Source organism: Bradyrhizobium manausense (assembly GCF_018131105.1).
GTDB classification, from domain to species: Bacteria; Pseudomonadota; Alphaproteobacteria; order Rhizobiales; family Xanthobacteraceae; genus Bradyrhizobium; species Bradyrhizobium manausense_B.
The window spans coordinates 1,775,528-1,798,157 of record NZ_JAFCJI010000001.1 but is presented as its reverse complement, the minus strand read 5'-3'; the positions used below and the strand labels follow the sequence as shown (position 1 = coordinate 1,798,157).

The 22,630-nt window shown below is 64.2% G+C and carries 21 protein-coding genes; 1 reads left to right on the top strand and 20 read right to left on the bottom strand.

What is annotated here, in order from left to right; all coding sequences use genetic code 11:
• Positions 1-2: 2 nt before the first annotated feature.
• From JQ631_RS08425 to JQ631_RS08405, 5 genes are read right to left on the bottom strand one after another with little or no spacing between them, the layout of a single operon-like run.
• Positions 3-1,040, bottom strand: coding sequence for an ABC transporter ATP-binding protein (locus tag JQ631_RS08425; protein ID WP_212325408.1), 1,038 nt, complete (start codon positions 1,038-1,040; stop codon positions 3-5).
• A complete protein-coding gene (locus JQ631_RS08420; protein WP_212325407.1) occupies positions 1,033-2,013 on the bottom strand; it encodes an ABC transporter ATP-binding protein in 981 nt (326 codons plus the stop codon). Before JQ631_RS08420 ends, JQ631_RS08425 begins: the two co-directional genes overlap by 8 nt.
• Entirely contained in the window at positions 2,010-2,831 is an 822-nt protein-coding gene (locus tag JQ631_RS08415; RefSeq protein WP_212325406.1) for an ABC transporter permease, read from the bottom strand. The genes JQ631_RS08420 and JQ631_RS08415 overlap by 4 nt, the downstream gene beginning before the upstream one ends.
• Entirely contained in the window at positions 2,828-3,751 is a 924-nt protein-coding gene (locus JQ631_RS08410; RefSeq protein WP_212328533.1) for an ABC transporter permease, read from the bottom strand. The genes JQ631_RS08415 and JQ631_RS08410 overlap by 4 nt, the downstream gene beginning before the upstream one ends.
• Before the next feature lie 59 nt (positions 3,752-3,810).
• Positions 3,811-5,403, bottom strand: a complete 1,593-nt coding sequence (locus JQ631_RS08405) for an ABC transporter substrate-binding protein (protein ID WP_212325405.1) — start codon at positions 5,401-5,403, stop codon at positions 3,811-3,813.
• A 222-nt stretch (positions 5,404-5,625) separates the two neighbouring features.
• Here JQ631_RS08405 and JQ631_RS08400 point away from each other — a divergent pair, with 222 nt between their 5' ends.
• Positions 5,626-6,510 carry a hypothetical protein gene (locus JQ631_RS08400; protein WP_212325404.1) on the top strand — a complete coding sequence of 295 codons (885 nt, stop codon included), beginning with the start codon at positions 5,626-5,628 and terminating at the stop codon, positions 6,508-6,510.
• Positions 6,511-6,642: 132 nt separating this feature from the next.
• On the opposite strand, the gene mtnK is transcribed toward JQ631_RS08400, so the two are convergent.
• From mtnK to nuoF, 15 genes are all read right to left on the bottom strand, one after another.
• Positions 6,643-7,932, bottom strand: coding sequence for an S-methyl-5-thioribose kinase (gene mtnK, locus JQ631_RS08395; protein ID WP_212325403.1), 1,290 nt, complete (start codon positions 7,930-7,932; stop codon positions 6,643-6,645).
• Positions 7,933-7,965: 33 nt separating this feature from the next.
• Positions 7,966-8,313: a hypothetical protein gene (locus tag JQ631_RS08390; RefSeq protein ID WP_212325402.1), complete on the bottom strand. Its 348-nt coding sequence runs from the start codon at positions 8,311-8,313 to the stop codon at positions 7,966-7,968.
• A gap of 59 nt (positions 8,314-8,372) precedes the next feature.
• Positions 8,373-8,648, bottom strand: a complete 276-nt coding sequence (locus tag JQ631_RS08385; protein ID WP_212325400.1) for a DUF1467 family protein — start codon at positions 8,646-8,648, stop codon at positions 8,373-8,375.
• A 9-nt stretch (positions 8,649-8,657) separates the two neighbouring features.
• The gene (gene mce, locus JQ631_RS08380) at positions 8,658-9,062 is read right to left on the bottom strand and encodes a methylmalonyl-CoA epimerase (RefSeq protein WP_212325398.1); all 405 of its coding nucleotides are present in this window, start codon (positions 9,060-9,062) and stop codon (positions 8,658-8,660) included.
• Between the two features lie 70 nt (positions 9,063-9,132).
• A complete protein-coding gene (locus JQ631_RS08375; RefSeq protein ID WP_212325396.1) occupies positions 9,133-10,803 on the bottom strand; it encodes a ribonuclease J in 1,671 nt (556 codons plus the stop codon).
• Positions 10,803-11,609 carry a biotin--[acetyl-CoA-carboxylase] ligase gene (locus tag JQ631_RS08370; RefSeq protein ID WP_212325394.1) on the bottom strand — a complete coding sequence of 269 codons (807 nt, stop codon included), beginning with the start codon at positions 11,607-11,609 and terminating at the stop codon, positions 10,803-10,805. Before JQ631_RS08370 ends, JQ631_RS08375 begins: the two co-directional genes overlap by 1 nt.
• 1 nt (position 11,610) lies before the next feature.
• Positions 11,611-13,047 (bottom strand): NADH-quinone oxidoreductase subunit NuoN, encoded by a 1,437-nt coding sequence (gene nuoN, locus JQ631_RS08365; protein WP_212325393.1) that lies wholly within the window; start codon positions 13,045-13,047, stop codon positions 11,611-11,613.
• Positions 13,048-13,069: 22 nt separating this feature from the next.
• Positions 13,070-14,578, bottom strand: a complete 1,509-nt coding sequence (locus JQ631_RS08360) for an NADH-quinone oxidoreductase subunit M (protein WP_212325392.1) — start codon at positions 14,576-14,578, stop codon at positions 13,070-13,072.
• Positions 14,579-16,681: an NADH-quinone oxidoreductase subunit L gene (nuoL, locus tag JQ631_RS08355; protein WP_212325391.1), complete on the bottom strand. Its 2,103-nt coding sequence runs from the start codon at positions 16,679-16,681 to the stop codon at positions 14,579-14,581.
• An 8-nt stretch (positions 16,682-16,689) separates the two neighbouring features.
• Positions 16,690-16,998, bottom strand: coding sequence for an NADH-quinone oxidoreductase subunit NuoK (gene nuoK, locus JQ631_RS08350; RefSeq protein WP_212325390.1), 309 nt, complete (start codon positions 16,996-16,998; stop codon positions 16,690-16,692).
• Entirely contained in the window at positions 16,995-17,633 is a 639-nt protein-coding gene (locus tag JQ631_RS08345) for an NADH-quinone oxidoreductase subunit J (protein WP_212325389.1), read from the bottom strand. The genes nuoK and JQ631_RS08345 overlap by 4 nt, the downstream gene beginning before the upstream one ends.
• 9 nt (positions 17,634-17,642) lie before the next feature.
• On the bottom strand, positions 17,643-18,131 hold the full coding sequence (nuoI, locus tag JQ631_RS08340) for an NADH-quinone oxidoreductase subunit NuoI (protein ID WP_026232873.1): 489 nt from the start codon (positions 18,129-18,131) through the stop codon (positions 17,643-17,645).
• A 14-nt stretch (positions 18,132-18,145) separates the two neighbouring features.
• Positions 18,146-19,213: an NADH-quinone oxidoreductase subunit NuoH gene (gene nuoH, locus JQ631_RS08335; RefSeq protein ID WP_212325387.1), complete on the bottom strand. Its 1,068-nt coding sequence runs from the start codon at positions 19,211-19,213 to the stop codon at positions 18,146-18,148.
• Positions 19,214-19,217: 4 nt separating this feature from the next.
• Entirely contained in the window at positions 19,218-21,293 is a 2,076-nt protein-coding gene (gene nuoG / locus JQ631_RS08330) for an NADH-quinone oxidoreductase subunit NuoG (RefSeq protein WP_212325384.1), read from the bottom strand.
• Between the two features lie 5 nt (positions 21,294-21,298).
• Positions 21,299-22,624, bottom strand: a complete 1,326-nt coding sequence (gene nuoF, locus JQ631_RS08325; protein ID WP_212325382.1) for an NADH-quinone oxidoreductase subunit NuoF — start codon at positions 22,622-22,624, stop codon at positions 21,299-21,301.
• Positions 22,625-22,630 lie beyond the last annotated feature (6 nt).

The following is a 22,630-nucleotide window of genomic DNA, read 5'->3' as shown; positions in this document are numbered from 1 at the left end:
TCCTAGGGGTGATCGCTTTCGATGGAGGTCAAGGCCATCCGCCCCGCAATCTCCTCACTCCGCCAGCACCGCACGGCGTGCCCGTCGGGCCGCGTTTCCAGCACCGGCCCCGGCTCGTGGCGGCAAACGTCTTCCGCGTAACGACATCTCGGGCTGAAGGCACAGCCGTTCGGGGGATTGAGCGGGTTGGGAAGGTCGCCGCCTGTCGTGGCTAACGGAGCATGCCGCAGCGGGTCCGGGATCGCAGCGATCAGGGCCTGCGTGTAGGGATGCGCGGGCCGCTCGAAGATTTCGCGCCAGTCGCCGTTCTCGACGATGCGGCCGAGATACATCACGGCGACCCGGTCGCTCATGTGCTCGACGACGCCGAGATCGTGGCTGATCATGATGTAGGAGAGACCGAGCGTGTCCTTGAGCTCCAGCAGCAGGTTGATGATCTGGGCGCGGATCGAGACGTCGAGCGCCGAGACGGGCTCGTCACAGATCACGATCTTTGGATTGAGGATCAGCGCCCGTGCAATACCGATGCGCTGGCGCTGGCCGCCGGAGAATTCATGGGGGTAGCGATCGGCCTGTTCGGGCCGCAGGCCCACATGCCGCAGCATGATCGCGACGCGATCCTCGATCTCGCTCCTGGCCGTCACGCCATGCACGCGCAGGGGATCTTCCAGCGTGCGACGGACGGTCTGGCGCGGATTGAGCGACGCATAGGGATCCTGAAATACGATCTGCACGATGCGGGCCAGCGATCTCCGATCGACGGATGGCCTTGATGTCACCACCTGCCCGTCCAGCACGATGCGCCCGCGGGTCGGCGTCAGCAGGCCGAGGATCGACAAGGCCACCGTCGACTTGCCGGAGCCGGACTCGCCGACGAGGCCGAGGCATTCGCCGCGCTTCAGCTTGAGATCGACACCATCGACCGCGCGGAGCAGCCGCCGGCCACCGCCCAGCAAGCCGCCGCCCAGCGGGAAATGCACCGCGAGATCCTCGACGCTGAGAATGAGATCGTCATTCACCCTCCCCTGCGGCTCATGCATGGTGATGACACCTCACCAAACCGCCGGCCTCCAGGAGATCGGCCGTCGGCACGACGCTCCTGCAGATATCGGTCGCGTTCGCACAGCGCGGATTGAAGCGGCATCCATCCGGGAAATTCGTGATCGCCGGCACGACGCCCGCGATCTCCTTCAGCCTGCTCCGGCCAAGCGCGGCGCGACTGCCCAGCCGCGGCAGCGAGTCGACCAGACCCCGGGTATAGGGATGCGAGGGGGTGCGAAAGATATCGGCGGAGCCACGCTCCTCGACGATGCGGCCGGCATACATGACGGCGACGCGGCGGCAGACATTGGCGACCAGGCCGAGATCGTGGCTGATCATCAGGATCGCGGTGCCGCGCTCGGCGCAGAGATTGCGCATCAGCTCGATGATCTCGGCCTGCACGGTGACGTCGAGCGCGGTGGTGGGCTCATCGGCGATCAGGAGATCCGGGCCGCAGGCCAGCGCAATGGCGATCATCACGCGCTGGCGCATGCCGCCGGAGAGCTGGTGCGGGTAGTCATTCACGCGCCGCTCCGGCGCTGGGACGCGGACACTCGCCAGCGCCTCGACCGCCAGCTGGTTGGCCTCGCGCCAGCTCTTGCCCTTATGCAGCACGAACATCTCGGCGATCTGCCGCCCCACCGGCGAGACGGGGTTCAGCGCGGTCATCGGCTCCTGGAAGATCATGGCGATGCGGTTGCCGCGGAGATCGCGCTGGGCGGCTGGGGACAAATGCTGGATCTGCTGCCCGTCAAAGCGGATGACGCCGCCGCCGATCGACAGCGGCTGCCGCAACAGGCCGATCAAGGCGAGCGCCGTGATGCTCTTGCCGCAGCCGGATTCACCGACCAGACCAAAGGTCTCGCCGCGATCGATACGGAATGAAATGCCCTCGGCCGCCGCGACGCGCTTTGCTCCATCGTCGAGGTCGATGCGCAGATCCTCCACTTCGATCAGTGGCGCGCCGGTCATGCCCGCCGGCTCCGCGATTGGGGATCGAGAATGTCGCGCAGGCCGTCGCCGAGCAGATTGAGCCCGAGCACCGTCAGGAAGATGGCGAGACCCGGAAATACCGAGAGCCACGGCGCCGTCGTGATCTGGTCGCGGGCGTCGGACAGCATGCTGCCCCAACTCGGGAACGGTGGCCGGACGCCGAGGCCGAGGAACGACAAGGCGGCCTCGGAGAGAACCGCACTGCCCATGCCGAGCGTACCGATGACGACGATCGGGCCGAGCATGTTCGGCAGGAGCTGCGTGATCATGATCCGAAAATCGCTGTAGCCGAGCACGGTGGCGGCCTGCACATAGCCCTGGCTCCTCAGCGACAGCGCGGAGGCCCGTGCGATCCGGCACGTAAAGGACCAGTTGGTCAGCCCGAGCGCGATCAAGAGGCTGGTCAGGCCCGGTCCAAGCACCGCCATGATGGCGAGCGCAAAGATCAGCGATGGGATCGCGAGCATCACATTGGTCAGGGCGTTGACGAAATCGTCCCACCAGCCGCCCCAATAGCCAGCGCTCAGACCCAGGGCGACGCCGATGACGCTGTTGATGAGTTGCGAGACGATGCCGACCGTAAGCGAGACGCGTGCGCCGTAGACGACGCGGGAATAGATGTCGCGGCCCTGGTCGTCGGTGCCGAACCACCAGGCCCAGCTCGGCGGCTCCTCCGCATTCATCAGATTGGCGTCCAGCACGGGATCCGTGTGCGCCAGCCAGGGCGCGAGCACGCCGACCAGGATCGCGAGCGCGAACAACGCGCCGCCGATGATGAGATTGGCGCGGAGCTTCATGCGTATCTGATCCTCGGATCGATCACGCCGTAGAGCAAATCGACCAGCAGGTTGATCGCAAGAAAGGCCAGCACCACCACGAGAATGGAGCCCTGGACCGCCGGAATGTCGCGCTGCAAGACACTGTCGACCAGCAGCGAGCCGATGCCCGGCCAGGAGAACAGCTTTTCGACGACCACCGCCTGCCCCATCAGCCCGCCGAACTGCAGGCCGACGGTGGTGAGAATGATGACGAGCGCATTGCGCATCACATGCCACTTCACCACGCGGGTCTCGCTCATGCCCTTGGAGCGCGCGGTGCGGACGAAATCGGCCGTCATGATCTCGAGGACCGCAGCGCGTGTCGTGCGAGCAAACAGCGCCATCGGCGAGACGCCGAGCGTCACGGCCGGCAGCAGCAGATATTTCAAGCCGCCATCGCCATAGCCGAAACTCGGCAGCCAGCCGAGCTTGAGCGCAAACAGATACATCAGCACCAGTCCGAGCCAGAATTTGGCAATGGACAGACCAGACACCGCCAGGACCATCGCGGCACTGTCGACAAGACCACCCGGCCGCAAGGCGGCGATGAAGCCAAGAGGCACGCCGAGCACGACCGAAAATGCCATGGCCGTGAAGATCAATTGCAGCGTCGGCCAGGCCCGCTTGGCGATCATGCTGGTGACGGGCTCGCGGGTTCGGAACGAGGTCCCGAAGTCGCCGGTCGCGAGCTTGGCGATGTACTTGCCGAAGCGCACATGGAGGGGATCGTTGAAGCCGAGCTGCTGCTTCAAGCGCAACTCGACCTGGGGATCGACGTCGTCGCTCATGCTTGAAGCAATGCTGCCGGGTACCACGCTGAACAGCACGAAGACCAACAGCACGACAGCGAGCACGGTCGGAATGGTTTGCAGGAGGCGACGGATCAGGAAGGAGAGCATCGGCACTTTCTTCCCTCCCTCCATCGCCTATGGCGACGGAGGGAGCACGAGAACGCGTGTCACTTCGCGGGCGAGGTCTCGTCGACCCAGACGTCCTCGACGTTCTGGTGGGTCAGCTCCGTCGCGTTGAGCTGAATTCCGTGGAGCCAGGGCTGCACGGCCATGACCGCCTTGTTGTAGTTGAAGAACCAGACTGGCGCCTCCTCATAGAGCAGCGCATTGGCCTTTTGCAGCAGCTGGGTGCGCTTGGCGGTGTCGTCCGCTTGCCCTGCCTCGTCCAGGATCTTGTCGAACTCGGCGTTCTTGAAGATCATGTAGTTGCAGGCCGATTGCGGCGTCGCCGAGTGGAAGCATTTCAGCGCAGCCTGGGGGTCGGGGCCGGTCTGCTGCGAATAGATATAGGCCTGGTAATCGCCGGTGCGAACCACCTCCGACAGCACCGCGGCCTCGACCTGCTTGACCTTCACCTTGATGCCGACCTTGTCCAGCATCGGGATCACGGCCGCGACGATCGGCAGGCCCCAGCTTTCGTTCTGGCTGGTGGTCCATTCGAATTCGAAGCCGGAGGGATAGCCGGCCTCAGCAAGCAGCTGCTTGGCCTTGGCGGGATCGTACGGATACGGCTTCATCGTCTTGTCGTAGGCCGGCGAGGTCAGCGGCAGCCAACTGGTGGCGCGATAGGCCTTGCCCTTGACCAGCTTGCTGATGATCAGATCAGTGTCGATCGCGTAGTTGATCGCCTGCCGGACACGCTTGTCGGAGAACGGCTTGAACGTGGGATTCATCCCCATGTAGCGCGTGAAGACCTCGGCGACCTCGGCGATGGTGCCCTTGAGGTTGGGATCGGCCTGATAGGCGACATATTGCGCCGGGCCAAGCACCGAGGTGTCGATCTCCTTGTTGCGGAAAGCGACATCGCGCGCCGCGGCTTCCGCCATGATCGACACGATGACCTTGTCGGCATAGGGCTTGCCGGGCTTGTAGAACTTGTCCCAGCGCTCCATGACGATGCGGGAGCCCGGCACGTGCTCGACGAACTTGAACGGGCCAAGGCCGATCGGATGCTGGATGAAGCTGTCCTTGGCAGCCTCGTCGGCGGGATAGATCGAGGTCAGCGCCGTGAAGAAATAGAAGCCGGGATCGACCTTTTCGGTCAGCTTCATCTCGATGGTGAAGTCGTCGATCTTCTTCAGGCCCGAGATCTCCTTGGCCTGCCCCTTCTCGACTGCCGCCGCACCTTCGATGATGCGTACATAACGCGCGCCGGGATAGGCCTTGGTGCCGTCCATGATGCGGTTGTAGGTCCAGATGACGTCGTCAGCCGTCATCTTGCGGCCGTTGTGGAAATAGGCGTCGTCGCGGAGCTTGAAGGTCTGGACGAGACCGCCGCCCGAGACGATGACCTCCTTCGCAAGTTCCGGAACCGGCTTTCCTTCCGCGGAGTCCCAGATGTAGAGCGAGCGATGCAGCGCCTTGGCGTAGATCTCGTCCTGGGCGCGCTGGGTCGTGTGGATGTCGAGGCTGGTGAAGCTCGACCCGTAAGGCGCGGTCATGCGGATGGTTCCGCCCTTGCGTGGTGTTGTCTGGGCCTCCGCTGATCCCGCCAGCGCCAGCGCCATCCCCGCGACGATCGCAATCATCCTGAACATCATGTGGTCCCCCAACAACGCAGGTATTCCGATCAGGGGATTTGATCATTCGTCGCCTGTGAAATGCAAGCTTCCTTTTGCGTCCCCCAGCGACGCGAGCTGCCTGATGACGCGGTGCGTCATGGAGCGACCCGACCGGTGAACATTTTTCGCGATCGAGGCGACCAAGCTCAGGATCGTCATCTGAGCCCCGAGAATCGCGAAAATAAGGATCGCGGAAAAAAAATGAAACGCCCAACGCTAGGTATCGTGTTCGCAGCCAGTCTGGTTGCCGCGACAGCCGCGATGGCTATCCCCGTCACGCCGGATCCGACCTCGAACGGGGCCGCCGACGGCCTTCACGTCGGCTGGTACCGCAGCACGGGCCTGGACGCCGCCGTCGACCAAACCTGGTGGGCGACCAGGAATCGCTGCGTCCCGGACACTCTGGGCGAACGCCTGATCTGCGCCGCTCTCGGAATTCTGGCGCGGGCCGCAGGCCGGACCTTCGAAGCCAAAATGTCCGACGACGCGGGTCTGCCGCTGCCAGACGGCTGGGACCTGATGACCGCGAAGAACGCGTCCTTCATCAGGTCTGCTCATGTCGAGACGCCGCTCGATCTCGCAGCCGTGCTCGACTTCTATCGCGCCGCCCTCGGACGGCGCGGCTGGACCGAGATTGATAGCGCGGTGATCGCGCCCGACAGGGCCGAGATCGCCTTCACGACGGCAGATGGACCGGCGACGCTCCGGCTCATCCGCCAGGACAACAAGACGATCGCCGACCTTTCCCTGCGCAAGCCCTGGACCGTGACGGCGGGCATCTCGCCAAAGCCGGGACAAGTAAAGCTGATGCTTGGCAACGAGACCGATGATGCGGCCGTTGTCACGGTCAATGAACGAACCATCAGACTGGCGGCGCACGCGGGAGAAAAACTGACCTATACCGACGATGCGGCGAGCGAAAAGTCTGACATCCCGAAGATCGACCTGCCGCCTGGCAAGCACAAGGTCACCGTCAAGGCCGAAGGCAGCGTGGCGCAGAGCCGCGAGCTCGAGGTCGCGGCCAATGAGACCTGGGGCCTGCTGGTCGGCCCGGATGGCGCTCCGCTGCCGATGCGGCTGTACTAGCGTTCCGCCCCCTCCTCGTCATTGCGAGGAGCGAAGCGCCGAAGCAATCCACACTGCCGCCGCGGAAAGATTCTGGGTTGCTTCGCTGCGCTCGCAATGACGGAGCGCGAAGGCGCGCTCCTCCTGGGGCTCCTAACCCGACAGTTCCGGCTGCCAGTCCCGCAGCTTTCGCGCGGCACCCGTAATGTCGGCGATGGTCCGGAACGCAGCCGCCTCCACCATCATCCCGCGCGCGAGCCTGATGGCACGGGCCTCGCTGATGGCGCGCCGCTTCGGATCCTCGATCAGCTCGAAATCGATGTTGTGAGCGAGGCCGAAGATGCGGCGAATGGTTTTCGCGGCGGCGAAGCCGACCGTGTCGGTAAACAGACGCTGCATGTAGGCTTGCCGCTCGGCCTCGAGCCGCATTGCGCCCTTCTCGCCGGCAAAGAGAGAGACCGGATAGGCATCGCCGCTGGCCTCTGTGCGCCAGAGGTCGAGGAATTTTCGCGCGAACTCGCTCCAGACCTGCTCGACTGTCTCCAGCACCCAGGTCTCGAATTCGCGCCGCTCGCCCGGCGCGCGCTCGTGGCCCGCGGAGGCGAAATAGGCCATCAGCAGATTGGCGAGCACTGCGCCGACATCGAATCCCATCGGGCCATAGAAGGCGAATTCCGGGTCGATCACCCGCGTCTCTGACTGCGTGACCATGATGGAGCCGGTGTGGAGATCGCCATGCAGCAGCGCCTCGGGGCTCGCCATGAACCTCAGCTTCAGCCTGCTGATCGCGACATGCAGTTCCATGTCCTCGCGCAAGGATGCGGCGAGGCCGTCGAGATAAGGCGCGGTCCAGCGGTTCTGCTCGGCGATGCGGTAGGGATCGGTGAAGATCAGATCCTCGGTGATCTTGCACAGCGCATGGTTGCCGGCGAAGGCGGCGATGGCCTCCTTCTTCACTGCGGCCGTGAGCGCGAGGTCCGATGTGTGGAACAACGTCCGCGCCATGAAGGTGGTGATGTCGCCAACGAAGCGCGGGTAGCGCGTACCCGCGACCAGCCCCTTGCGCATGATGATGTGGGGCTCGAGCAGCTCCATTATCGTGAGCGCCAGCTTCTCGTTGTGGTGCAGCAGCGCCGGCACGAGACCGGGCGCGAGCTGGGCCTGCCGGGACAGAGCGAGATATTCGTAATGCGCCCGCGACAGCGGCAGCGGCCAGCTCTCGCCGACGAGGCGGACATAAGGCAGGGCCTGCTTCACCGCGATGCCGCCGCTTGCGCCCTTGACGATGAAGACGAGGTTGAGATTGCCGTCGCCGACTTCGGTGATGGCCCAGGCGGCCGGCGCGCCGCCGAGCAGCGCCGCGATGTCAGGCAGGCCCGCGAGATAGTCCCGCAAGGCCGCTTCCTGCAAAATCCGGTAATCCCCCGCCTGCCCTTGCGTCATGATGATCCGATCCCATCCGCATGGGCCGGATCGTTACTCTCGCTCCAGGAAGCTCGAGCCGATCTCGGCCTTTCTTTTGATGGGATCGTAATCACAATAAACGTTGTCCGCCACCAGCGTGTAGCTGGCGCTGACGGTGTATTTATCAAGCTTGACCGAGTTCAGGCCGATCACCGAGGTGCTCTTTCCGCCGTTCCATTTGAACGGCGTCGAGCTCTTGGCCTGCTCGCAGGCCATCACGGCGTCGTTGAAGACGTAGCCCTCGACGAACGATTTCAGCGTTCGCACCTGCACGGCCGTCTTCCACTCGACATAACCGATGCCGCCAAGGCCGGCGATAACAAGCACCAGAAGCGCGACGACGATCCTCTGAAAAGTCATTCAGTCCCCCAACAACGACGCAACGCGGAAAATCCAGCAGAAAACGCGACAAGGAAAGCCTAAAACGGCATTCCCATCAATTTCGACAATCGTTCGATCGAGAGATAGCCGGCCTGATAGGCCGCAAGTCCGACGCCATAGATGATGACCGATATGATCGTGGTCCAGAGCAGCTTGCGCTTCATGCCGGTCAGGACAGGCGCGCCAGGGTCGGTGCCCGGCGCGCCGCCGCCGTCCTCGTGCTGGCTGCGCACGCCGAACGGCAGCGTCAGAAACAGCGCGAGCCACCAGATGACGAAGTAGATCGCGAGCGCGGTTGAGATCTGGGCGGCCATGGTGCGGTCTTACGCCTGCTCGATTTCGACCAGCGCGCCCGAAAAGTCCTTCGGGTGCAGGAACAGCACCGGTTTGCCGTGGGCGCCGATCTTCGGCACGCCGTCCCCGAGCACCCGGGCGCCCTCCTTCACCAGCGTATCGCGCGAGGTGATGATGTCGACGACCTCGTAGCAGATATGGTGGATGCCGCCGTCGGCATTGCGCTCGAGAAACTTTGCGATCGGCGAAGTCTCACCGAGCGGCTCGATGAACTCGATCTTGGTGTTGGGCAGCGTCGCGAACACGGTGGTGACGCCATGCTCGGGCAGCGGCACGGCTTCCGAGATCTGCGCCCCGAACGCCGCGCCGTAGATCTTGGCGGATTTGACGGCATCCCTGGTCGCGATCGCGACGTGGTTGAGGCGACCCAGCATGTTTATTCTCCCTCAGCGCATGATCCCGAAAACGGCGGAGCGTTCCGCCCGCGGGACCATGCCGACACAGTTATACTGTCAGGACGTGGACCAGACAGGGGGGCTTTTTGCCCCAATGTTCGTTGATGACGGCGCGGACCGCGCGTCGCACCGATTCCGCCAGTGCATCCGGATCCCTGCGGCGCGCCTTCGGGAGGCCCTCGACCGTAGACATCACGGCATCGAAGACGATGTCGTCGAACGGCTCGCCGGCCTTGTTCTTCTCGGGAATGCCGACCAGATCGACCTCGGGATCGTCGGCCAGTTCGCCCTGCGCGGTCATGGCGATGGCGACGAAGGCGCAGCCGGAGAAGGCCATGCGGCGGCGCTCGACCACCGCGCGGGACTTCGAATCCTCCAGGATATTGCCGTCCTTGTAGAGCCGGCCCGACGGCACCTCGCCGACCACGCCGGGATCGCCGGGGCCGAGCCTGACCAGGTCGCCGTTACGAATGACCAGGACACGCGGCACGCCGGCGGCGCGCGCGAGTTTGGCATGCTCGTTCAGGTGCAGCGCTTCGCCATGCACGGGGATCAGGAGCTGCGGCTTCACCCAGGAGATCAGATCGCGCAACTCGTCGCGGCGGGGATGGCCTGACACGTGGACCAGATGGTCGCGATCGGTGAGGACCTCGACACCCTGCAGCACCAGATTGTTGATGATCGAGCCGACCGCCTTCTCGTTGCCGGGGATGGTGCGGGAGGAGAAGATCACGCTGTCGCCGCGGTTGAGCGTGATCTCGGGATGGTCGTCATTAGCGATGCGGGCCAGTGCGGCGCGGGACTCACCCTGGCTGCCGGTGCAGAGCGCCAGCACCTTGTCCTGCGGCAGATGGCCGTAGACCTCGGGCGAGCGGAAGTTCTGCACGCCGTCGAGAAAGCCGGTTTCGCGCGCGACCTGCACCACGCGCTCCATGGCACGTCCGACCACGACGACCTCGCGGTCGGCAGCTTTCGCCGCGTCGGCGACAGCCTTGATGCGGGCGACGTTGGAGGCGAAGGTGGTGACTGCGACGCGGCCTTTTGCGCCCTTCACCAGATCGATGATGGTCCGCGCGACCTCGGCTTCCGAGGGCGAGCGGCCGTCGCGCACGGCGTTGGTGGAATCGCCAATCAAAGCGAGCACGCCCTCCTCACCGAGTTCGCGCAGCCGCTTCTCGTCGGTGGGGCGTCCGAGTGTCGGGGTTGGATCGATTTTCCAGTCGCCGGTGTGCAGTACCGTGCCGGCCTCGGTGTGGATCGCCAGCGCATGCGCTTCCGGAATCGAATGCGCAACCGGAATGAACTCGACGTTGAACGGACCGACATCGATACGTCCGCCTGACGGGACCACGGTGACAGGGATCACAGGCGCATTGCGCTCGGCCGCGCATTTGGCCTCGAACAGCGCGGCGCTGAACTGGGTCGCGTAGATCGGGCATTTCAGCTTCGGCCAGAGGTCGATGATGGCGCCGAAATGATCCTCATGGGCGTGCGTCAGCACCAGGCCCATCAAGTTCTTGCGTTCCTTCTCCAGGAAGCTGATGTCGGGCATGATCAGGTCGATACCGGGCAGATGCTCCTCGTCGCCGAAGGAGACGCCGAGATCGACCGCCAGCCAGGAACGCTGGTGGCGGTTGCCGAGGCCGTAGATCGACAAATTCATGCCGATCTCGCCGACACCGCCGAGCGGCGCAAACACCAGTTCGTCGGGCCTTGCCATCACGCAGCTCCCACCGAGCGGACCGGGCCGAAGAACACCTCGCCCGCGGCGATCGGCACACGTCGTCCCTCCACGGTGCGGACGATCAGGCAGCCGGTGTCGTCGATCGTGTCAAAGATACCTTCCAGCACCATCGTTCCCGTGTGGATCGCGACTGGTTCGCCGAGGCGCGCGGCCCGCTCCAGCCAGAGTTTACGGATGTCGGCAAAGCCTCGGCCATTGTCCCAGATGCCACGAAACTCGACCCAGGCGTCCGACAGCGCCGAGAACAACTCTTCGGCGCTGATCTGGACGCCGAGAGCTGCCAGCGACACGGCCGGCGTCGGCGTGCCCTCGGGCGCTGCCACGATATTGGTGCCGATGCCGACCACGATGGCCAGGCGATCGCCGACGGCTTCGGCCTCCAGACCAATGCCGACCAGCTTCTTGCCGTTGGCGAGAACGTCATTCGGCCATTTCAAGGTATAGCGCGGCCTCCCCTCGCCCAGCCGCAACGCGGCTTCGAGGCTGACCCTCTCCAGCGCGGCCTCCTCGGCCAGCCCCGCGGCAAAGCCGATCGTGGCGGCCACCGCAGGGGCGACGTCGACGACTTCGAGAACGCTGGCTGCAAGGTTGCCCTTTGGCGCGAGCCAGGGGCGCTGGCGACGGCCGCGGCCCGCCGTCTGCTCGGAAGTCACGAACCAGATCGGGCCGCGTTCGCCGGCGCGCGCCGCTTCGATGGCATCGGCATTGGTCGAGCCGGTCCGCTCAAGGGCGGCGAGCTTGTAGCCCGCCGCAATCGCGCGAGGACCGAGCGCGAACCCCATCCTAGAACAGCGACTTGGCGGCGGCGGAGGCGACGCTCACCACCGGACCCGCGAACAGCGCAAACAGGATGGTGAACAGGCCCGCAACTGCGAGCACCGTCTTGACCTCGACACGCATCGGATCGACCTGTCCGGCCGGCTCGTCGAAATACATCGTCTTGACGATGGTGAGATAGTAGTAGGCGCCCACGACGCTGGAGAGCACACCGATCACGGCGAGCGTGAACAGGTTCGCCTTGATCGCGGCGACAAACACGTACCATTTGGCGAAGAAGCCGGCGAGCGGCGGAATGCCCGCGAGCGAGAACAGCAGCATCGCGAACATGAAGGCGAGCAGCGGATTGGTGCGCGAGAGACCGGCGAAATCGCTGATCTTCTCGACGGCCTGGCCGTTGCGCTTCATGGCGAGGATGACCGAGAACGAGCCGAGCGTCATCGCGACATAGATCACGATGTACATCAGCACGCCCTGCGCGCCCTCGACCGTGCCGGCGGCGAGGCCGACCAGGGCAAAACCCATATGACCGATCGAGGAGTAGGCCATCAGGCGCTTGATATTGCTCTGGCCGATCGCGGCGAACGAACCCAGCACCATCGAGGCGATCGCCACGAACACCAGAATCTGCTGCCACTGCGAGACGATGCCGGGGAATGCCGTCAGCGTGACACGGGTGAACACCGCGAGTGCTGCGACCTTCGGCGCGGACGCGAAAAAGGCGGTGACCGGCGTCGGAGCGCCTTCATAGACGTCCGGCGTCCACATGTGGAACGGCACGGCCGAGACCTTGAAGCAGAGGCCAGCCAGCAGGAAGACCAGGCCGAAGACGAGGCCCACATTCGAGACGGTCGCGGCCGTCGCAATGCCGGTGAAGCTCACGGTGCCGGTGAAGCCATAGACCAGCGAGGAACCGTACAGCAGCATGCCCGAGGACAGCGCGCCCAGCACGAAGTACTTCAGCCCGGCTTCGGTCGACTTGGCGTTATCGCGGTTCGAGGCCGCCACGACGTAGAGCGCGAGCGACATCAGCTCGAGGCCGAGATAGAGCGAGATCAAATCGCCGGCCGAGATCAGCACCATCATGCCGAGCGTCGAGAGCAGCACCAGGATCGCGTATTCGAAAATGCGGCGCGATGGGTCGGCCAGGAACTCGGTCGACAGGATCAGCGTCACCGCCGAGCCGACCAGCGCCAGGATCTTCATGAACCGGGCGAAGTCGTCGACGATGAAGCTGCCGCCGAAGGTCACCTGCTTGCCTGCCGGCACCATGTATTCGAGCACGCCAACCACGATGAGAAGCAGCACTGCGAGCGTGGTAACCGCGCTCGTGGTCCCCTGCCCGCGATAGGCGCCGAGCATCAGAAGCGCCATGGCGCCGATCGCGAGCACGAGCTCGGGCAGCACCGGCGCCAGTTGATAACCTGCAGTCGTAAAGCTCATGGCGATATCCTGACCTGCCCGATCAATGGAGCAGTGCGGCGGCCTTCACGGCCGTCACAGCGGTGTTGTAGTTGTTGACGAGTTGCTGAACCGAGGCGGCCGACATGTCGAGCACCGGCTTCGGATAGACGCCGAACAGGATCGTCAGCGCAATCAGCGGGAACAGCGTCACGCACTCGCGCAGCGTGAGATCCTTCATGCTCATCAGCGTCGGCTTGACCAGCGCCCCGAACACGACCTTGCGGTAGAGCCACAGCGCGTAACCGGCCGACAGGATGACACCGAAGGTGGCGAAGAACGCGGTCGGGATCGAGACCTTGAAGGTGCCGAGTAGCGTCATGAACTCGCCGACGAAGCCGGAGGTGCCGGGCAGACCGACATTGGCCATGGTGAAGATCATGAAGGTTAGCGCGTAGAGCGGCATCCGGTTGACGAGGCCGCCATAGGCCGCGATTTCGCGGGTGTGCAGGCGGTCATAGACGACGCCGACGCAGAGGAACAGCGCGCCGGAGACGATGCCGTGCGAGATCATCTGGAACACGCCGCCGGCAACGCCCTGCATGGTGCCGGCGAAGATGCCCATGGTGACGAAGCCCATATGCGCGACCGACGAGTACGCAATCAGCTTCTTCATGTCCTCCTGCATCAGCGCCACCAGCGAGGTGTAGATGATGGCAATGGCGGAGAGCGTGAAGATCAGCGGCGCGAAGTCATGCGAGGCCAGCGGGAACATCGGCAGCGAGAAGCGCAGGAAACCGTAGCCGCCCATCTTCAGCAGGATTGCTGCGAGGACCACGGAGCCCGCGGTCGGCGCCTCGACATGCGCGTCGGGAAGCCAGGTGTGCACCGGCCACATCGGCATCTTCACCGCGAACGAGGCGAAGAAGGCGAGCCAGGCCCAGGTCTGCAGCGACCGCGGCACGGCAGTGTGCATCAGGGTCGGGATATCGGTGGTGCCGCCGTTCCAGTACAGCGCCATGATGGCAAGCAGCATCAAGACCGAGCCGAGCAGCGTGTAGAGGAAGAACTTGAACGACGCGTAGACCCGGCGCGGACCGCCCCAGACGCCGATGATCAGGAACATCGGGATCAGGCCGCCTTCGAAGAACAGATAGAACAGCACGAGATCGAGCGCCGAGAAGGTGCCGATCATCAGCGTTTCCAGGATCAGGAACGCCATCATGTATTCGCGGACGCGGTTCGAAATCGCCTTCCAGCTCGCGATGATGCAGAACGGCATGATCGCGGTTGTCAGGATCACCAGCGGCAGCGAGATGCCGTCGACACCCATATGGTAGGTGATACCGGTGGCAAGCCAGCTCGCCTTCTCGACGAACTGGAAGTCGGCATTCGCGGGGTCGAAGCGCATGACCAGGAGCACCGACACCGCGAAGGTGATCAGCGTGGTCCACAGCGCGATCCAGCGCGAATTGCGCTTGGCCGCTTCGTCATCGCCGCGGCTCAGGTAAACGATCAGCGCGCCGACCAGAGGCAGGAACGTCGTGACCGAAAGGATGGGCCAGGTTGTCATTTACTGGCCTCCAAAGCCGAACATGAACCAGGTGATCAGGCCGGCGGCACCGATCAGCATGGCGAATGCGTAGTGATAGAGATAGCCGGTCTGGATCTTCACGACGTTGCGGGTGATGTCCAGCACGCGGGCCGAGATGCCGTCGGGGCCGAACCCGTCGATGATGAAGCCGTCGCCCTTCTTCCAGAGCTGGTAGCCGATCCACTTCGCCGGGCGCACGAAGATGATATCGTAGAGCTCGTCGAAGTACCATTTGTTGAGCAGGAACTTGTAGAGCATCGGCTGCGTGTTCGCGAGCTCGACCGGCAGGTACGGCTTGCGGATGTAGAAGGTGTAGGACACCAGGAAGCCGCCAACCATCATCAGGAAGGGCAGCCAGCCCAGGAGATGAGGCATGTGCTCCATATCCTCGAGGATATGCGGGTTCATCTTCACGGACTCGCGGAAGAACTCTTCCACGCCGTGCGGCCCGGTGAACAGCTCCTTGAACGGGAAGCCGGCGAGGACCGAGCCGACCGCCAGCACGCCGATCGGGATCAGCATCCAGATCGGGCTCTCATGGGCCGCCTCGTAATGCTCCTGGTCGTGCGGCTCACCGAAGAAGGTCTTGAAGACCAGACGCCAGGAATAGAACGAGGTCAGGCCGGCGGCCACGACCGTCAGCAGATAGGCGTAGGTCGAGAATGGATTGTGCGAGGCGTAGGCCGCCTCGATGATCGCGTCCTTGGAGAAGTAGCCGGCGAACAGCGGAAATCCGGTCAGCGCCAGCGTGCCGACGGTCATCACCGCGAAGGTGTACGGAATCTTCTTCCAGAGGCCACCCATGTTGCGGATGTCCTGCTCGTGGTGCATCGCGTAGATCACCGAGCCGGAGCCCAGGAACAGCAGCGCCTTGAAGAAGGCGTGCGTGAACAGATGGAACATGCCGACCGAATAGGCCCCTGCTCCCATTGCCACGAACATGTAGCCGAGCTGCGAACATGTCGAATAGGCGACGATGCGCTTGATGTCGTTCTGGACGAGACCGATGGTCGCCGCGAAGAACGCCGTGGTCGCGCCGAAGAACATCACGACGGCCTGGGCGTTCGGCGCAAGCTCGAACAGCGGCGACAGTCGTGCCACCATGAACACGCCGGCGGTGACCATGGTCGCGGCGTGGATCAGCGCCGACACGGGCGTCGGGCCTTCCATCGCATCCGGCAACCAGGTGTGCAGCAGGAACTGCGCCGACTTGCCCATCGCGCCCATGAACAGCAGCAGGCAGGTCAGCGTCAGCGCATCGGCGTGCCAGCCGAGGAAGTCGATGGTCTTGCCGGAGAGACCGGGCGCAGCGTGGAAGATGGTCTCGAAATCGGTCGAGTTCGTCAGCATGAAGATCGAGAAGATGCCGAGCGCGAAGCCGAAGTCGCCGACGCGGTTGACCACGAAGGCCTTGATGGCGGCGGCGTTCGCCGAGGGCTTCTGGTACCAGAAGCCGATCAGCAGGTAGCTTGCCAGGCCCACGCCTTCCCAGCCGAAGAACAGCTGCACGAGGTTGTCGGCGGTCACCAGCATCAGCATGGCGAAGGTGAACAGGCTGAGATAGCCGAAGAAGCGCGGCCGGTTCGGATCCTCGTCCATGTAGCCGATGGAGTAGAGGTGCACGAGCGAGGACACGGTCGTCACCACCACCAGCATCACGGCGGTCAGTGTATCGACGCGCAGCGTCCACCAGACTTCGAGTTCGCCGGAGAAAATCCAGGGCAGAAGCTGGATCCTGAGGTCATGGCCATTGAAGCCGACATCGACCAGCGTCATCCAGGACAGCGCCGCCGCGACGAACAGCAGAGCGGTGGTGATCAGCTCGGCGCCGCGCGAGCCGGCCGCCGGCGGCTCGACCGGGCCATGGCCATGGTCGTCGTGCGCGTCGTCGTGATGGCTCTCGTGGATGACGGACGCATCCTCGTTGATCTTGTCGGACGCATGGGCGTGCGCACCATGACCGTGATCATCGTGATGCTCGACCGTGTCGCCCGAGGGGTTGCGGGCGTGCGCGCCGAACAGCGCGATCAGGCCGGCGAGAATGGCGCCGAGCAGCGGCAGGAAAACGATTGCCTGAACCATTTGAGAGCTCAGCCCTTCATCAGATTGACGTCCTCAACCGCGATCGAGCCGCGGTTGCGGAAATAGACCACCAGGATGGCGAGACCGATCGCGGCTTCGGCGGCCGCAACGGTCAAGACCAGCAGCGCGAAGACCTGGCCGACGATGTCGCCGAGGAAGGTCGAGAATGCCACGAGGTTGATGTTGACCGAGAGCAGGATCAGCTCGATCGACATCAGGATGACGATGATGTTCTTGCGGTTCAGGAAGATGCCGAGGATCCCGAGCGTGAACAGGATCGCGGCGACCGCCAGGTAATGTCCGAGCCCGATCGTCATTTCACCCACTCCGCCGCATCCGCGTCCGAAAGCCCCTGCCCCGGTGCCACCTTGCGCATCGCCATCGCCATCTCGGGCGTCCGCGCGTTCTGAACGTTGATGTCCTGCCGCTTCACGCTCGCCTTGTGCCGCAGCGTCAGCACGATGGCGCCGATCATGGCGACCAGCAGCACCATGCCCGAGAGCTGGAAGTAGTGGATGTACTTCGTATAGAGCACCAGACCCAGCGCTTCGGTGTTCGAGACGTTGGTCGGGATCGGCGCCGTGATGGTCTTGCTGACGGTTGGATTGATGACCCAGGCGCCGACGGTGAGCATCAGCTCGAACAGGAAGATGCCGCCGATCACGACACCCACCGGCAGATACTGGATGAAGCCTTCGCGCAGCTCGACGAAGTCGACATCGAGCATCATGATGACGAACAGGAACAACACCGCGACCGCGCCGACATAGACGACGATTAGGATCATCGCCAGGAATTCGGCGCCCATCAGCACGAACAGGCCGGAGGCGTTGACGAAGGCCAGGATCAGGTACAGCACGGAGTGCACGGGATTGCGCGAGACAATCACCATCACCGCCGAGGCGACACAGACGCCGGCGAAGAGATAGAAGAACAGCGCGGGAAGGATCATGCTCTCATCTCACCGGTAAGGCGCGTCGAGCTCGATCGCCTTTGCGATCTCGCGTTCCCAGCGGTCGCCATTGGCGAGCAGCTTGGCCTTGTCATAGAACAGTTCCTCGCGAGTCTCGGTCGCGAACTCGAAGTTCGGACCTTCGACGATGGCATCGACCGGACAGGCCTCCTGGCAGAGGCCGCAATAGATGCATTTCACCATGTCGATGTCGTAGCGCACGGTGCGGCGGGTACCGTCGTTGCGGCGCGGGCCGGCCTCGATGGTGATCGCCTGCGCCGGGCACACCGCTTCGCACAGCTTGCAGGCAATGCAGCGCTCTTCGCCGTTCGGATAGCGGCGCAACGCGTGCTCACCGCGGAAGCGTGGCGAGATCGGGCCCTTCTCGAACGGATAGTTCAGCGTCGGCTTCGGCTGGAAGAAATAGCGCATGGCGAGAAAGAACGCCGAGACGAATTCCGACAGCAGGAGCGAACGTGCAGTGGCGTTGATGTTGATACCCATGACGGCCCTCACTTCGGCGCGATGCCGGCGAACTGCAGCACGCCCGCCACCACGACCACCATCGCCAGCGACAGCGGCAGGAACACCTTCCAGCCGAGGCGCATCAGTTGGTCGTAGCGGTAGCGCGGCACGATCGCCTTTGCCATCGCGAACAGGAAGAACATGAAGAAGACTTTGAGCGAGAACCAGATGATCCCCGGCACCCAGTTGAAGGGCGGCAGGTCCACCGGCGGCAGCCAGCCTCCGAGGAACAGGATGGTCGCCATCGCGCACATCGTGACGATTGCGACGTACTCGCCGAGCATGAACAGCAGGTAAGGCGTCGAGCCGTATTCGACCATGAAGCCGGCAACGAGCTCGGATTCCGCTTCGACGAGGTCGAACGGCGGACGGTTGGTTTCCGCCAGCGCCGAGACGTAGAAGACCACGAACATCGGGAACAGCGGCCAGACGTACCAGTTCAGGATGGTCAGCTGCGGCAATCCGATCAGGCCGGCAAGACCGCGGACATGCTGCGCCTCGACCACGGCCGAGAGGTTCAGCGTGCCGGCGCAGAGCAGCACCGTGATGATGACGAAGCCGATCGAGACTTCATAGGACACCATCTGCGCCGCCGAACGCAGCGCGGCCAGGAACGGGTATTTCGAGTTCGACGACCAGCCGGCCATGATGATGCCGTAGATCGACAGCGACGAGATCGCGAAGATGAAGAGGATGCCGACATTGATGTCGGAGATCACCCAGCCGAGGTTGGTCGGGATCACTGCCCAGGCCGCGAGCGCGAGCACGCAGGACACCAGCGGCGCCAGCAGGAAGACGCCCTTGTTGGCGCCGGACGGAATGATCGGCTCCTTCAGCACGAACTTCAGCAAGTCGGCGAAGGACTGGAACAGGCCCCAGGGCCCGACCACGTTCGGGCCGCGCCGGATCTGCACGGCCGCCCAGATCTTGCGGTCCGCGAGCAGGATGTAGGCGATCGCGACCAGCAGGACCACGAGCACCAGCACGCTCTCCGCGATCATGATGATCAGCGGCCAGAGGAAGCCGGTCCAGAATGCGCTTTCAAAGAATTCCATCAGCTCACTCCGCTGCGGTCAGCATCTGCCCGGAGGCAAGCCGCGAACATTCCGCCATCACGGCGGACGCACGCGCGATTGGGTTGGTCAGATAGAAGTCCTCGATGACAGCCTTGAACGGCGCCTTCTCGGGCGAGCCGCCCTTCCCCGCCAGCTTCCTGATCTGGTCGGCGGAGCCGGCCTCGATCTGGTCGAGACGGATCAGATGCGGCACAGCCTTGAAGATCACCTGGCGCAGTGCGGCCAACGAGTCATAGCCGAGCTTCTTGCCGAGCGCCTCCGAGAGCGCGCGGATGATCGCCCAGTCCTCGCGGGCTTCGCCCGGCGGGAACGCGGCGCGGCCGGTCATCTGCACGCGGCCTTCGGTGTTGACGTAGATCGCGGACTTCTCGGTGTAGGCGGCTGCCGGCAGGATCACGTCGGCCCGATGCGCGCCACGATCACCATGGGTGCCGATGTAGACCACGAAGGTCCCGTCCGGCGCCTTGATCTCGTCAGCGCCCAGCAGGAACAGCAGGTCGAGCGTGCCGAAGGTCGTCATCTGCGCGGCGTTCAGCCCGCCCTGACCTGCGACAAAGCCGATGTCGAGCGCACCGACGCGCGAGGCGGTCTCGTGCAGCACACCAAAGCCGTTCCAGCCGTCCTTCACCGCACCGACGTCGAGCGCGAGCTTGGCGGCGGCGGCGAGAATGGCGGCGCCGTCGTGACGCGAGGCAGCACCCGCGCCGACCAGAATGATCGGGTTCTTGGCGTTCTTCAGCACGTCCATGAAGGAGTGCTTGCCGGCCGCGAGCTCACCAAGGGTGTCGCTGCCGGCGCCGAGATGGTCATAATCATAGGTGAGATCGGTCCTGGCACCGATCACGCCGATCTTGAGTCCGCCGGCGCGCCAGCGCTTGCGGATGCGGGCGTTGAACACCGCCGCTTCCTTGCGCGGATTGGCGCCGACGATGAGCAGCGCATCTGCCTGCTCGACGCCTGCCAGCGTCGGGTTGAAGATGTAGGAGCCGCGGCCAAGCGCCGGATCGAAGGCGTCGCCGCCCTGCACCGCCAGATTGGCCGGGCCGAATTTTGCCAGCAGATCCTTGATCGCGAACATCTCTTCGACGCCGGAAAGATCGCCAGCGATCGCGCCGATGCGCTTGCCGTCGGTGCGGGCTGCCTTGGCCGCGATCGCCGCAAAGGCTTCCGGCCAGCTCGCCGCGCGCAGCTTGCCGGCTTCGCGGATATAGGGCCTATCGAGGCGCTGGGTGCGCAGGCCGTCGACGATGTGGCGGGTCTTGTCCGAGATCCACTCCTCGTTCACGGCTTCGTTGATACGCGGCAGCACGCGCATCACTTCGCGGCCGCGGGTGTCGACGCGGATCGCCGATCCAACGCCGTCCATCACGTCGATCGACTGGGTCTTGCCGAGCTCCCACGGACGCGCCGCGAAGGCATAGGGCTTCGAGGTCAGCGCGCCGACCGGGCAGATGTCGACCAGATTGCCCTGCAGTTCCGAGGTCAGCGCGTGCTCGAGATAGGTCGTGATCTCCATGTCCTCTCCGCGCCCCGTCGCGCCCATTTCGGGCGCGCCGGCAACTTCCGCCGAGAAGCGGACGCAGCGCGTGCACTGGATGCAGCGGTTCATCGAGGTCTTGACCAGCGCGCCGAGGTACTTGTCCTCGACCGCGCGCTTGTTCTCGGCGAAGCGGCTGGTATCGACACCATAGCCCATCGCCTGGTCCTGCAGGTCGCACTCGCCGCCCTGGTCGCAGATCGGGCAATCCAGCGGATGATTGATCAGAAGGAACTCCATCACGCCTTCGCGTGCCTTCTTCACCATCGGTGAACGCGTGGAGATCTCCGGCGGCTCGCCCTTCGGGCCCGGACGGCAATCGCGCACGCCCCAGGCGCAGCTCGCGACCGGCTTCGGGCCGCCCTTCACCTCGACGAGGCACATCCGGCAATTCCCGGCGATCGACAGGCGCTCGTGATAGCAGAAGCGCGGAATCTCGGCGCCGGCCGCCTCGCACGCCTGAAGCAGCGTGTACTCGGCGGGGACATCGATCTCTTTGCCGTCGATGATGAGCTTGGTCATTCTCTCTACTCCGCCGCGACCATGTTCACGGGATCGCGGACGCCGGCATCGTCGATGTCGGCCTTGTGCGAATATTCGTCGATGCGCGCTTCGATCTCATGACGGAAATGCGCGATCAGGCCCTGGATCGGCCACGCGGCCGCGTCGCCGAGCGCGCAGATGGTGTGGCCTTCGACCTGCTTGGTGACCTCCAGCAGCATGTCGATCTCGCGCTTGTGGGCGCGGCCGTCGGCCATGCGGGTCAGCACGCGCCACATCCAGCCGGTGCCCTCGCGGCACGGCGTGCACTGGCCGCAGCTCTCGTGCTTGTAGAAATAGGAGATGCGGGCGATGGCGCGGATCAAATCGGTCGACTTGTCCATGACGATCACGGCCGCGGTGCCGAGGCCCGAGCGCAACTTGCTCAAGCTATCGAAATCCATCGGCGTGTCGATGATCTGCTCGGCCGGCACCATGCGCACCGAGGAACCGCCCGGGATCACGGCCTTGAGATTGTCCCAGCCGCCGCGAATGCCGCCGCAATGCTTGTCGATCAGCTCACGGAACGGAATGCCCATGGCCTCTTCGACGTTGCAGGGCCGCTCGACATGGCCGGAGACGCAGAACAGCTTGGTGCCGACATTGTTCGGACGGCCGATGCCGGCGAACCAGGCGGCGCCGCGGCGCAGAATGTCGGGCGCGACCGCGATGGACTCGACGTTGTTGACGGTGGTCGGGCAGCCGAACAGGCCGACGTTGGCCGGGAACGGCGGCTTCAGACGCGGCTGGCCCTTCTTGCCTTCGAGGCTTTCGAGCAGCGCAGTCTCTTCGCCGCAGATGTAGGCGCCGGCGCCGTGCGCGACATAGATGTCGAACGGCCAGCCGTTGACGTTGTCCTTGCCGACCAGCTTGGCCTCATAGGCCTGGTCGATCGCGGCCTGGAGATGCTCGCGCTCACGAATGAACTCGCCACGGACATAGATGTAGCAGGCATGCGCGTTCATCGCGCAGCTGGCAATCAGGCAGCCCTCGATCAGGAGATGCGGATCGTGCCGCATGATCTCGCGATCCTTGCAGGTGCCGGGCTCGGACTCGTCGGCGTTGACGACGAGATAGCTCGGACGACCGTCTGTGGACTCCTTCGGCATGAAGGACCATTTCAGACCGGTCGGGAAGCCGGCGCCGCCGCGGCCGCGCAGGCCCGAGGCCTTCATCTCGTTGATGATCCAGTCGCGGCCCTTGTCGATGATGTTCTTGGTACCATCCCAGGCGCCGCGGCGCCGCGCGCCCTCGAGACCCCAGTCATGGAGGCCGTAGAGGTTCTTGAAGATGCGGTCCTTGTCCTCGAGCATGTCAGT

Excerpts from the sequence above, each read along its gene's own strand:
- JQ631_RS08425 (WP_212325408.1), bottom strand. The coding sequence starts at position 1,040 with ATGCATGAGCCGCAGGGGAGGGTGAATGACGATCTCATTCTCAGCGTC.
- JQ631_RS08420 (WP_212325407.1), bottom strand. The coding sequence starts at position 2,013 with ATGACCGGCGCGCCACTGATCGAAGTGGAGGATCTGCGCATCGACCTC.
- JQ631_RS08415 (WP_212325406.1), bottom strand. The coding sequence starts at position 2,831 with ATGAAGCTCCGCGCCAATCTCATCATCGGCGGCGCGTTGTTCGCGCTC.
- JQ631_RS08410 (WP_212328533.1), bottom strand. The coding sequence starts at position 3,751 with ATGCTCTCCTTCCTGATCCGTCGCCTCCTGCAAACCATTCCGACCGTG.
- JQ631_RS08405 (WP_212325405.1), bottom strand. The coding sequence starts at position 5,403 with ATGATGTTCAGGATGATTGCGATCGTCGCGGGGATGGCGCTGGCGCTG.
- JQ631_RS08400 (WP_212325404.1), top strand. The coding sequence starts at position 5,626 with ATGAAACGCCCAACGCTAGGTATCGTGTTCGCAGCCAGTCTGGTTGCC.
- mtnK (WP_212325403.1), bottom strand. The coding sequence starts at position 7,932 with ATGACGCAAGGGCAGGCGGGGGATTACCGGATTTTGCAGGAAGCGGCC.
- JQ631_RS08390 (WP_212325402.1), bottom strand. The coding sequence starts at position 8,313 with ATGACTTTTCAGAGGATCGTCGTCGCGCTTCTGGTGCTTGTTATCGCC.
- JQ631_RS08385 (WP_212325400.1), bottom strand. The coding sequence starts at position 8,648 with ATGGCCGCCCAGATCTCAACCGCGCTCGCGATCTACTTCGTCATCTGG.
- mce (WP_212325398.1), bottom strand. The coding sequence starts at position 9,062 with ATGCTGGGTCGCCTCAACCACGTCGCGATCGCGACCAGGGATGCCGTC.
- JQ631_RS08375 (WP_212325396.1), bottom strand. The coding sequence starts at position 10,803 with ATGGCAAGGCCCGACGAACTGGTGTTTGCGCCGCTCGGCGGTGTCGGC.
- JQ631_RS08370 (WP_212325394.1), bottom strand. The coding sequence starts at position 11,609 with ATGGGGTTCGCGCTCGGTCCTCGCGCGATTGCGGCGGGCTACAAGCTC.
- nuoN (WP_212325393.1), bottom strand. The coding sequence starts at position 13,047 with ATGAGCTTTACGACTGCAGGTTATCAACTGGCGCCGGTGCTGCCCGAG.
- JQ631_RS08360 (WP_212325392.1), bottom strand. The coding sequence starts at position 14,578 with ATGACAACCTGGCCCATCCTTTCGGTCACGACGTTCCTGCCTCTGGTC.
- nuoL (WP_212325391.1), bottom strand. The coding sequence starts at position 16,681 with ATGGTTCAGGCAATCGTTTTCCTGCCGCTGCTCGGCGCCATTCTCGCC.
- nuoK (WP_212325390.1), bottom strand. The coding sequence starts at position 16,998 with ATGACGATCGGGCTCGGACATTACCTGGCGGTCGCCGCGATCCTGTTC.
- JQ631_RS08345 (WP_212325389.1), bottom strand. The coding sequence starts at position 17,633 with ATGATCCTTCCCGCGCTGTTCTTCTATCTCTTCGCCGGCGTCTGTGTC.
- nuoH (WP_212325387.1), bottom strand. The coding sequence starts at position 19,213 with ATGGAATTCTTTGAAAGCGCATTCTGGACCGGCTTCCTCTGGCCGCTG.
- nuoG (WP_212325384.1), bottom strand. The coding sequence starts at position 21,293 with ATGACCAAGCTCATCATCGACGGCAAAGAGATCGATGTCCCCGCCGAG.
- nuoF (WP_212325382.1), bottom strand. The coding sequence starts at position 22,624 with ATGCTCGAGGACAAGGACCGCATCTTCAAGAACCTCTACGGCCTCCAT.